8 protein-coding genes are annotated in these 11,336 nt (G+C 71.1%); all 8 read right to left on the bottom strand.

The window, feature by feature from the left end:
- Positions 1-262: 262 nt before the first annotated feature.
- On the bottom strand, positions 263-2,251 hold the full coding sequence (recQ, locus tag ABT08_RS10485) for a DNA helicase RecQ (RefSeq protein ID WP_288114904.1): 1,989 nt from the start codon (positions 2,249-2,251) through the stop codon (positions 263-265).
- A gap of 63 nt (positions 2,252-2,314) precedes the next feature.
- Entirely contained in the window at positions 2,315-2,650 is a 336-nt protein-coding gene (locus ABT08_RS10480) for a putative quinol monooxygenase (RefSeq protein WP_045247524.1), read from the bottom strand.
- Positions 2,647-3,909 carry a four-carbon acid sugar kinase family protein gene (locus tag ABT08_RS10475; protein ID WP_288114903.1) on the bottom strand — a complete coding sequence of 421 codons (1,263 nt, stop codon included), beginning with the start codon at positions 3,907-3,909 and terminating at the stop codon, positions 2,647-2,649. Before ABT08_RS10475 ends, ABT08_RS10480 begins: the two co-directional genes overlap by 4 nt.
- 57 nt (positions 3,910-3,966) lie before the next feature.
- Entirely contained in the window at positions 3,967-5,295 is a 1,329-nt protein-coding gene (locus ABT08_RS10470) for an MFS transporter (protein ID WP_045247576.1), read from the bottom strand.
- Between the two features lie 77 nt (positions 5,296-5,372).
- Positions 5,373-6,110 (bottom strand): FadR/GntR family transcriptional regulator, encoded by a 738-nt coding sequence (locus ABT08_RS10465; protein ID WP_056519813.1) that lies wholly within the window; start codon positions 6,108-6,110, stop codon positions 5,373-5,375.
- Between the two features lie 89 nt (positions 6,111-6,199).
- Positions 6,200-7,573, bottom strand: a complete 1,374-nt coding sequence (locus tag ABT08_RS10460) for an NAD(P)H-dependent oxidoreductase (protein ID WP_288114901.1) — start codon at positions 7,571-7,573, stop codon at positions 6,200-6,202.
- A gap of 226 nt (positions 7,574-7,799) precedes the next feature.
- Positions 7,800-8,954 carry a glycoside hydrolase family 3 N-terminal domain-containing protein gene (locus ABT08_RS10455; RefSeq protein ID WP_156454809.1) on the bottom strand — a complete coding sequence of 385 codons (1,155 nt, stop codon included), beginning with the start codon at positions 8,952-8,954 and terminating at the stop codon, positions 7,800-7,802.
- A gap of 75 nt (positions 8,955-9,029) precedes the next feature.
- The coding region (locus ABT08_RS10450) for a DEAD/DEAH box helicase (protein ID WP_288114900.1) at positions 9,030-11,336 on the bottom strand (2,307 nt) is incomplete at its 5' end.

Below are 11,336 nucleotides of genomic sequence, written 5' to 3'. Positions count from 1 at the left end.
GCGCGCTCGGGCTCAGGGGTGGAGACGGGACGGACGGCAGTGTCGACCATGACGTACCTCTCGACGAGGGGATCGGGGATTCGATCCGACGGTAGAAGCGGCACAACTCATGCTCAAGTCGATGGTGGGATTCCTACAGTCGCGCCGGGCACCGTCGGCGCGCCGGGTTGTGCGGCGCCGACAGCGGGGCGGCGCGGTCGGGTCAGGGGTCCGGCGCTGCAGTCGAGCCAGGGGTCCGGCGCTGCTTGTCCGGCGCCGCGCGTCAGCCGCCGTGCGCGGCGACGACCGCGAGCACGGCGTCGCCGTAGGCCTCGCGCTTCTTCGCCCCGATGCCCGTGATGCCGTCGAGCTCGTCAGCGGCGGCCGGCCGGTGCTCGGCGAGGGCACGCAGGGTCGCGTCGCCGAACACGACGTACGCGGGCACCCCCTGCTCGCGCGCGGTCTGGGCACGCCACTCCCTCAGCGCCTCGAACAGCGGCCGATCGGATGCGTCGAGGGCGTCGGATGCCGCGGCCTTCCGCACCCGCGTCGACCCGCCCGCGCGGCCGAGCACATCCCGCCGCAGCGGCACGGGAGTCTCGCCGCGCAGCACACCGCCGGCGGCCTCGCCGAGCCCGAGCGTGCCGTACTCGCCCTGGGTGACCAGCACCTCGCGGGCGAGCAGCTGCCGTACGACGCTGCGCCAGTCCTGGTCGGAGAGATCGCTGCCGATGCCGAACGTCGCGAGCTCGTCGTGCCGCAGCTGGGTGATGCGCGCGGTGCGGGCGCCGCGCAGGATGTCGATCAGCTGCCCCGCGCCGTACGCCTGCCCGCGCTCGCGCTGCAGCCGCACGATGGTCGACAGCAGCTTCTGTGCGGGCACGAGGCCGTCGAACGTGTCGGGCGGGGTGAGGCAGGTGTCGCAGTTTCCGCACGGCGCCGAGGTCTCGCCGAAGTAGCCGAGCAGGTTCTGGCGGCGGCATCCGACCGTCTCGCACAGGGCCAGCATGGCGTCGAGATGCTGCTGCAGGCGACGTCGATGTGCCAGGTCGCCCTCGGACTGCTCGATCAGCCGCCGCTGCTGCACGACGTCGGCGAGCCCGTAGGCCATCCAGGCGACGGATGCCTCGCCGTCACGGCCCGCGCGACCGGTCTCCTGGTAGTAGCCCTCGACCGATTTGGGCAGGTCGACGTGGGCGACGAACCGCACGTCGGGCTTGTCGATTCCCATGCCGAACGCGATCGTCGCGACCATCACGACGCCCTCGTCGCGCAGGAACCGGGACTGGTTCGCCGCCCGCACCGAGACGTCGAGACCCGCGTGATAGGGGAGCGCATCGAGACCCTGACCGCGCAGGTACTCGGCGGTCTGCTCGACGCTCTTTCGACTGAGCGCGTAGACGATGCCGGCCGAACCCTCGGGCTGCGAGCGGATGAAGCCGAGCAGCTGACGACGCGCGTCGGTCTTCGGCTCGATGCGGTACTGGATGTTCGGCCGGTCGAAGCTGGCCACGAAGTGACGCGCGTCGTCGAGACGCAGGCGACGCCCGATCTCGGCGTGCGTCTCGCGGGTCGCGGTGGCCGTGAGCGCCATGCGCGGCACTCCGGGGAAGTCGTCGACGAGGTCGCCGAGCACCAGGTAGTCGGGACGGAAGTCGTGACCCCACTGCGAGACGCAGTGGGCCTCGTCGATCGCGATCACGCTCAGCGAGCCGCGCCGCAGGAGCGCGCGCGTGTCGGGCACGTTCAGCCGCTCGGGCGCGACGTAGAGCAGGTCGAGCTCGCCCGCGAGGTACTCGCGCTCGACACGGGCGCGCTCGGGGCCGCTGAGGGTGGAGTTGAGGTACTCGGCTCGCACGCCGTTGGCACGCAGCGCCTCGACCTGGTCGTGCATGAGGGCGATGAGCGGGCTCACGACGAGCCCCGTGCCCGGACGCACGAGCGCCGGCACCTGGTAGGTCACGCTCTTGCCGCCGCCGGTCGGCATGAGCACGATCGCGTCGCCGCCCGCGACGACATGGGCGACGATGTCGGCCTGGTCGCCGCGGAACGCGCCGTAGCCGTAGACCTCGTGCAGCACCGTGAGCGGGTCGGCGCCGTCGAAGCTGCGCCGGGGCGCGGATGCCGCGGCATCCGTCACGTCGCCGACGGGTGCCGATGCCGGTGCATCGAGCACGTCGGGCGGCGGCGCCCAGTCCTCCGGCGGCGGCGCCCAGTCATCGAGCGGCTCGAGCCCGTCGTACTCGTCGAAGGCGGGGGCGGGCGTGCTCACCCCTCCAGGGTAACGAGGACGCCGGACGCCCGGAGGCCGGCCCCGCCCTGCGGGGACGACCGGCTACTCCCCCGCGCCGTGGAGGAGTCCGCGCTCGGCGTCCCCGGCGGGGATCGGGGTCATGACGGTCACGACCACCGGCGCCGCGAGGTGCTCGGCGATGTCGGCGTTCAGACGCGCGATCGCCGCACCCGTCGCATGGGCCTCGAGGTCGGCCGCGCTCGCCCACTTCTCGAGCATGGTGATCGTGCCGTCCGCCGCGTCGTGGATGGCGTAGAGGAGGCATCCGCTCTCGGCGTGGGTGAGGGCGATGCCCGCGGCCATGGCCTCCACGAGCTGCTGCGTCGCGCCCTCGCGGGGGTGGAAGACGGCGGTGACGACGACCGGAGCAGCGCTCATCGCACGACCTCCGTCTCGGGGGCGCCGACGGCACGCAGCACGTCGATGAGGGTCTCCGGCCCGCCGACGTTGCCCGGCACGACGACGTAAAGGCGGTCGCGGCCGTCGCGGCCCGTCACCTGCCACACCGAGACTCCGGGGAGCACCTGGCCGAGAACGAGAGCGGATGTCGCGCCGATGCCGCTCGAGGCGACCTCGGCAGAGGTGATGCCGCCCTTCGCGACGACGACGTCGGCATCGCCGAGCAGCTCGGCGACGGCCGTCGTCAGCGCGGTCATGACGCTCTCGCCGTGCGCGAGCGTGCCGTGGGACGCCGAGCGCTCGCGGGCCGTGGTGACATAGCCGAAGCCCGCTCCGGCCAGCCGCTCGCGTTCGACGGATGCCGCGCGATGCCCCTCGGCGACCGGGTCGGCAAGGGCCGCCGCCGTGTCGAGCACCGTCGGGTCGCCCCAACGCTCCTCGACGAGGGCGAGCTGTCGGGTCGCGCCGTGGGTGTGGGAGCCGCACGCGAGCAGCACGCGGCGCGGATCTGCGACGAGCGGCACGGGGAGGAGGCCGACGCTGGACACATCGGCGATCGCCGCGGCGAGGGGCGAGGCGGAGCGCACGACGACGCCCGCACCCGCCGCCCACGCGGCGTCCAGGGCCGCCGCGATCGCCGCGATGTCCGCGGCATCCACCGCGTCGGGAACGATGACCGTGCCCGGCGCGGCATCCAGGATGACCTGCACCAGGCCTCCGGAGCGCACCGACTCGAGGGGCACCGACACCGCGCGACGGCCCGAGGCCTCCCGCACGTAGTCGACCATCACCGCGGTGCGGAACGGGAACACCGGGTCATCGGCGTACTCGGTCTCGTGCGCGGGCACGTCGACCCCGTCGATGCGCACGTAGTGCACGCCCCCGCGCGTCGTGCGGCCCCCCTCGGGGAACGCAGGCGCGAACACGATCACATCGTCGTCCGCCAGCAGCTCGGCCGTCTCGGCGAACACGTGGCCGCGCAAGGTCGAGTCGCCGCGCAGCACGAAGCGCACCTCGTCGCCGAGCTCTGCCGCCACGTCGAGCGCGAGGCCGCGGATGCGCTGCACGAGCGCGACCGCGGCCGCCTCGTCGAGCGCGCGCGAGTTGGTCTGCACGTACACGCTGTCGCGCTCGGCCAGCGCACGGCCGAGGGCCTCGCGGTCGAGCTGGAGCAGCACGAGCGCCCCGGTCGCCGACTGCGTGCCGGTGGGATCGTCGTCGAGGATGATCGTCTTCACTGTGACTCCTGGAAGAGGGAAGCGGGCGGCGGCAGGCCGCCGCCGCCCGCGAGGGGGTTACTCCGCGGCCGCGATGATGCGGTCGACCTCGGCGCGCTCGCGGCGGCCCCAGGTCTCACGGGTGAGCAGCGCACCGACCAGACCGATGACGCCGACGGCGACGTAGATCCACGCGACACCGCCCCAGCCGAGGCCCACGGCGACCGCCGCCGCGATGAACGGGATGAAGCCCGAGATCGCCGCCGAGAACTGGTAGCCGAGCGAGGCGCCCGAGGTGCGCGTGCCGGTCTTGAACAGCTCGCTGAAGTAGGCGCCCTGCACGCCGGCCAGCATGTCGTGGATGATCGGCAGACCGATGATGTACACCAGCACGATGAGCGCCGGGATTCCGGTGTTCGCGAGCAGGAACATCGGGAAGCCGAACGCGATCGTCAGCACCGATCCCACGATGTAGAGGGAGCGCCGGCCGGTGCGGTCGCTCAAGGCGCCCCACAGCACGGTCGAGACCGCACCGATCGCTGTCGCGATGATGAGGCCCGTCAGCGCGGTGCCACGGTCGGCGTGGTGCGAGGTCGTGAGGTACGAGATCAGGTAGGTCACGACGACGTAGAAGCCGCCGGTCTCGGCCAGGCGCAGCGCGATCACGCGCAGCACCGTGCGCCAGTCGTCGCGGATGACCGTCCACAGGGGGTTCTTCTCGAGCTGTCCGGTCGCCTTCGCCTCTTCGAACTCGGGCGACTCGGCGACCTTGAAGCGGATGATGAGGCCCGCGATGATCAGGATCGCGCTGAAGAGGAACGGCAGGCGCCACGACCACTCGTCACCCAGGTTGCCGGTGAGAAGGAACGCGACGTTGGCGAGGAACACACCCAGCGGCACACCGAGCTGCGGAATCGCCGCCCACTTGCCACGGCTCTTCCACGGCGCGTGCTCGAACGTCATGAGCACCGCGCCGCCCCACTCGGCGCCGAAGGCGAGGCCCTGAACGATGCGGATGAGGGTGAGCAGGAGCGGGGCCAGCAGACCCACCTGCTGATAGACGGGCAGGATGCCGATGGCCACCGTGGCGACACCCATGATCATGAGGGCGCCCACGAGCACGGGCTTGCGGCCGTACTTGTCACCCAGGTACCCGCCGATGATGCCGCCCAGCGGGCGCATCGCGAAGCCGATGCCGAAGGTGAGGAAGCCGAGGAGCACCCCGACCACCGGGTCCTCGCCGGGGAAGAACAGCGGGCCGAAGTACAGCGCGGCCGCGGTGCCGTAGGCGAGGAAGTCGTAGTTCTCGATGGTGGTTCCGACGGTGGAACCGATGGCGGTCTTGAGCTTGTCCGGTGACCCGTACTTCGCCTGAGAGGCGACGGGTCGGTCGGTCGTGACGGTCATTGTGACGATCTCCTTTGATGTCGAGATGGTCGCCGCGGCCATCCTGAGGGTCCGCCCGAGACGAGCGGACTGCATCGTCAGGTGGTGATCCCCCCGAGGTTGCCTTTGGCATAGAACGAGGTGATGTGGTCGCGCACACGCTGTGCGGCGAGCGCGGCATCCTTCTTCTCGATCGCGTCGAGGATGTCGCGGTGCTCGTGTCGCACGGTCTTGGCGGTCTCACGCCAGTCGTCGAGCGCCGCGTAGGCGTCGATCATCTGGCGGTTGATGGCCGTTCGCAGGGAACCCATCAGATGCGCGATGAGGGCGTTCCCTGTCGACTCGGCGATCCGGACGTGGAAGGCCGCGTCGAGTCTGTTGAATTCACGGGTGCTGATCGAGGGGTCCTCCATCTCGTCGAGAAGGGCGGACAGCTCGATGTGGTCGGCGTCGTCGGACCTATAGGCGGCCTCCGAACAGGACCACTGCTCGAGGGCGATGCGCCCTTCGAGGACGTCGTTGGCATGGAAGTGACCGAGCGCCAACTGCAGTTTCAGCAGATTGACGAAGCCCGGACCCGGCGTGCCCACGAGCACCGCTCCACCCTCCGGGCCGCCGCCCGGCCGGATGTCCACGATGCCCAGTGCCTCCAGCACGCGCAGCGCTTCGCGCAGCGACGGGCGGGAGACGCCGAGCGAGGCGGCCAGATCGCGCTCGCTCGGCAGTCTGTCCCCGGCTTTCAAGCGGCCGTCGAGGATGCGTTCCTCGATCTGCTGCATCACCTGTTCGTAGGTGCGCACCCGCTGAACCGGTTGCCACGCATCGGCGCTCGCCACGGAGAGACTCCTTCTGGTCGCGGCGCCCGACGATTCTCGGGGCGCGTGGCCCCAGCGTAGCCGTCATGGTCGGATGGTCAGACGTTCGCTCAGACGACCTGTGGGGCGTGCTCGGCGCGGAATTCCGCCTCGAGCTCCCGGCGGATGCGGACGGCGAACTGCGACTCGTCGAGCTCGACGTCGTCCCACGAGACCGTCTGGTCCTTCGGCACGTCGCGGATGAGCTTCGCCCCGTGCGCGAGGCCGAGCGGCAGCGCGTTCTTGGCGAGCGACGTGGCCGCCGGCGCGAGCTTGCCGAAGACGGTGAAGCCACCCTCGCCGTCGAGACGGTCGCCGGCGCGGAGGTCCTTCTTGGCGGTCGTGACGACGTCGCCGCGGAAGCCGGTCGGCGAGCCGGTGGCCTCGCCGCGCACGACGGCCGACGCGATGCTGACACCGAGCTCGAGACCGATCATGTGGTACGGCCGGTAGAGCGAGGCGTAGCGACCGGTCGCGTCGGTGTGCACACCGTACTCGGCGAAGCACTGCACGCCGTAGTCGCTGATGGCCTCGAAGGTGACGTAGACGCCCCAGCGCAGGTTGTCGGGCACCTCGGTGCCGTCGCGGTACATGCTCGAGGCGATCTCGACGGTGCCGCGGCGGGTCAGGCTGCCCCCCGGGTACGTGTTCTCGCGGAACACGGTGGGCAGGTCGTCCTTGGAGGCCGCGGGGAAGAGGAGGCCCTCCTCCTGGGGCAGCAGTCCCGTGCCGTTGGCGACGGCGGCCATCTCGATCGCGGACTTGGTGCCGTCGAGGAAGGAGTTGAACATCTGCGGGTTGTAGTCGCCCGAAGCGAGCTGCTCGTCGGTGAAGCCGTAGTAGTTCCACACCGTGTCGGGCGTCGAGTAGTTGTACTCGGGCAGGTACTTCGTGCCCTTGCCCGCCGCGACGACGTCGAAGCCGACGGTGCGGCACCAGTCGACGAGCTCGCAGATGAGGGCCGGCTGGTCGCCGTAGGCCATCGAGTACACGACGCCCGCGGCCTGTGCGCGACGCTGCAGGAGCGGCCCGACCATGCAGTCCGCCTCGACGTTGACCATGATCACGTGCTTGCCGTTGTCGATGGCGGTGACCGCGTGGTAGGTGCCGTAGAGCGGGTTGCCGGTGATCTCGAGGATGACCTCGACGGCCGGGTGGGTGATGAGCGTGTCGGCGCTGTCGATGACGGCGGTGCCGCCGGTGCGCACGGCCTCATCCAGCGTCGCCGCCGAGTAGCGCTCGGGCGCCCAGCCGGTGCGTGCGAGCGCGGCCTTGGCCTTGGGCACGTTGATGTCGGCGACACCGACCACGTGGATGTTGGCCGCCTTGTTCGCCTGCGTGAGGAACATCGACGAGAACTTGCCGGCACCGATCACGCCGACCCGGATGGGGCCGAAGGCGGCGGTGCGCGCCTGCATCAGCGAGTAGAGGTTCACGGAACCCACTTCCTTGTCTCCGTGGAGTGCGACGCATCCACCTTTGGTTTGTTGGTCAGTTGGTCTGACCATTGTCGCGAGAGCAATATTCACCGACACCGGGCATCGATGTCAAGCCGGACTTTCCGAGCGACGGGATGCCGCGGCTCGACGGTCGAGCAGTGCTCCCGCCGCGGGCCCCGGCGTGCGGAGTGCGCGCGACGTCACGGAGTCAGCGCGTCGTCGCCCGGTCGCGTCAGCGCGTCGCGGCCTTCGCCTCGACCACACGCCGCGCCGCGGCATCCACCACCTGGGCGAAGCCCGGGTCGGCCTGCGCCTTCGCGGTCACGGCCTGCACCATCGCGGGAAGCACCGACGGATTGCTCGAGACGAGCACGACGTCGACGCCCGCGGCGATCGCGAGCACGGCGCGATCCCCCGGGCTCCACGCCTGCACCTGTGCGGCGGCCGAGAGGTCGTCGGTGATGACGACTCCATCGAACCCCACCTGGGTGCGCAGGAGGGAGAGCACGGCCGGTGAGAACGCCGCCGGCGCCGATGGGTCGATGCGCTGGTAGATCGCCGTCGACACCATCACGAGGGACGGGCCGGCGGCGGTCAGGCCGCGATAGACGTCGACGTCCGGCGAGGTGGGCCCGACGACCGTGTCGGTCACCCCCGAGGAGGTGTCCGTGTTCGGCGCCACGTGGCCCAGGCCGGGGAAGTGCTTGGACGTGGGCAGCACGCCCGCCGCCCGCATACCCGCGGCGAACGCACCCGCCCCCGCGGCGACCGCCGACTCGCTGTAGCCGTACTGACGCGACATGGCGCCGATCGGCGAGTTCGAGGGCGCCGTCTGCGGGCTCGTCACGATGTCGGCGACCGGAGCGAGGTTGACATTCACGCCGGCGGCCGCGAGTTCCCTGCCCCAGTCCGTGGCCGATGCCCGCAGCTGAGCACCCTGCTGGGCCTGGGTCAGTGCCGTCGGGATGCGGTCGAACCCGGGACCGGAGAGCACCTGGACGTCACCGCCCTCCTGGTCGGTCGCGACCCACAGACGTGGCGAGCCGGCGGGAAGGCGCGAGGTGAATGCCGCGACGACCGTCGCGGTGGCCTGCACACCCGCGGATGACCGGCCGTGCAGGAAGATCCCGCCGAGCTCGCCTCGCTCGACATCGGCGACCAGGGCGGGGTCGGCCGCTGTCGCCGCGGTTCCCGCCATGAAGAGCTGGCCGACCTTCTGCGCCAGCGTCATCCCCGCGATCGGATCGACGGTCGGGGTCGGCGTGGGGGTCGGCGCCGCCGCGGTGCGCGTCGGCGTGGGTGACGCGGACTCGCCGCCCTTCTCGTGCAGCCCGCCGCATCCGGCCAGCGCGAGCACGCCGATCAGCGCGATGGCGACCGTGGTCATCCTTCTCGTCCCCATGCCTCCATCGTCCCGCGCGCGCCGTACGCGCGGAAGCCCCGGGGCGGCATCGCCGGCGTGCTAGAGCCGCAGCAGCTCGGTGACCCTCACGACGGCAGCACCCTCGTCGACGGATGCCGCGAGGTCGACTTCCCCACGGATGCGCCAATCGTGGTCGCCGGCGGGGTCGTCGATCGTCTGCTCGACCCGCCATATTCCGTTCGCGGAATCCGACTCGTCGATCGCGCAGTAGACGGGTGCGCGGGCGGCACCACCGGTCGAGATGTCGTCGTGCTCGGCGAAGTACCGGTCGAGGAAGGCGGGCCAGTCGACATCCGGATCGAGCTCCGCGAGCTCGTCGTCGCGCTCGAGCGCGGCCAGCTGCACCCGACGGAACAGCTCGTTGCGCACCAGCACGGTGAACGCGCGCCTGTTGGCGACGACCGACGGGGGCGCGGGCGGCACCACCGGGGCATCCGGATCGCCCGTCGGGTTCACGAGCTGCTCCCACTCGTCGACGAGGCTCGAGTCGATCTGTCGCACGAGCTCGCCGAGCCAGGCGATCACGTCGAGCAGCTGCTCGGTGCGCGCGTCGGCCGGAACCGTCTGGCGGATCGCCCGGTACGCGTCGCTGAGGTAGCGCAGCACGAGTCCCTCGCTGCGGCCGAGCTGGTACCACGACACGAACTCGGCGAACGAGAACGCCCGCTCGTACATGTCGCGCACGACGGCCTTCGGACGCAGCTCGAAGTCACGCACCCACGGCTGGCTCGACGCGAAGACCTCGAACGACTGGGCGAGCAGCTCGGCGAGCGGCTTCGGGTAGGTGATCTCCTCGAGCGCCGCCATGCGCTCGTCGTAGTCGAGACCGTCGCGCTTCATCGCCGCGACCGCCTCGCCGCGCGCCCGGAACTCCTGCTGGCCGAGGACCGCACGCGGGTCGTCGAGCGTCGCCTCGATCACGCTCACGACGTCGAGCGCGTAGTGCCCGGTGCCGGCGCCGCCGGGGGCGTCCGACGGGTCGAGCAGATCGATGGCGGCGAGGGCGAAAGGCGAGAGCGGCTGGTTCAGGGCGAAGTTCGGCTGCAGGTCGACCGTGAGCCGGATGTCCCCCTCCCCCGTCACCTCGACGATGCCGGCCTGCCGCAGCGTGCGGAAGATCGCGAGGGCACGGCGGGCGAGTTCGTACCGGCGCGGCTGGGGCTCATGGTTGTCGAAGACGAGCGAGCGCACGTCGGCGAACACGTCGCCACCCCTCGCGATCACGTTGATGAGCATCGCCGCCGTCAGCTGCAGCTGCGGCACGAGCGCCTCGGGCGCGGCATCCCGGATGCGCTCGAAGGAGGTCTCGCTCCACGAGACGAAGCCCGCCGCGGGCTTCTTGCGCACGATCTTGCGCAGCTTCGCCGGGTCGTCACCCGCCTTGCGGGCCGCCTCGGTGTTCTCGATCTCGTGCTCGGGTGCCATCACGACGACGTTGCCGTACGGGTCGAAGCCGGCCCGGCCCGCGCGCCCGGCGACCTGGTGGAACTCCCGGGCGGTGAGCTGCCGCATCCGCGTGCCGTCGTACTTCGAGAGCGCGGTGATCAGCACCGTGCGGATGGGCACGTTGATACCCACACCCAGGGTGTCGGTGCCGCAGATCACCCGCAGGAGTCCCCGCTGGGCGAGGGTCTCGACGAGCCGCCGATACCGCGGCAGCATGCCGGCGTGGTGCACGCCGATACCCGCGCGGACGAGACGCGACAGGGTGCGCCCGAAGGCCGTCGTGAACCGGAAGCCGCCGATCGCCTCCGCGATGCGGTCGCGGTGCTCGCGGCTCGCGACCTTGATGCTCGCGAGCGCCTGCGCGCGCTCCATCGCCTGCGCCTGCGAGAAGTGCACGATGTACACCGGCGTCTCGGCCTCGTCGAGAAGCCCCTGCACGACCTCCTGCACGGGCGTGCGGGCGTACGAGAAGTGCAGCGGCACGGGACGGGTTATCCCGGTCACCTCTGTCGTCACCCGGCCGGTGCGTCGGGTGAGGTCGTCGGCGATCGCCGTCACGTCGCCGAGGGTGGCCGACATCAGCAGGAACTGCGCGCGAGGAAGCAGCAGCAGCGGCACCTGCCACGCCCACCCGCGGTCGGGGTCGCCGTAGAAGTGGAACTCGTCCATCACGACCTGGCCGACATCGGCGGCGGCCCCCTCGCGGAGGGCGAGGTTCGCGAGGATCTCCGCCGTGCAGCAGACGATCGGCGCATCCGGGTTCACCGACGAGTCGCCCGTGACCATGCCGACGTGCTCGGGCCCGAAGATCTCGACGAGCGCGAAGAACTTCTCGCTCACGAGGGCCTTGATGGGCGCCGTGTAGTAGGTGCGCTCCCCGCGGGAGAGGGATGCCGCGTG

The organism is Microbacterium sp. SCN 71-21 (assembly GCF_001725695.1).
In the GTDB taxonomy this organism is placed as follows: domain Bacteria; phylum Actinomycetota; class Actinomycetes; order Actinomycetales; family Microbacteriaceae; genus Microbacterium; species Microbacterium ginsengisoli.
Note: the sequence above shows the minus strand (reverse complement) of the source record. Positions and strands in the feature narration are given on the sequence as shown.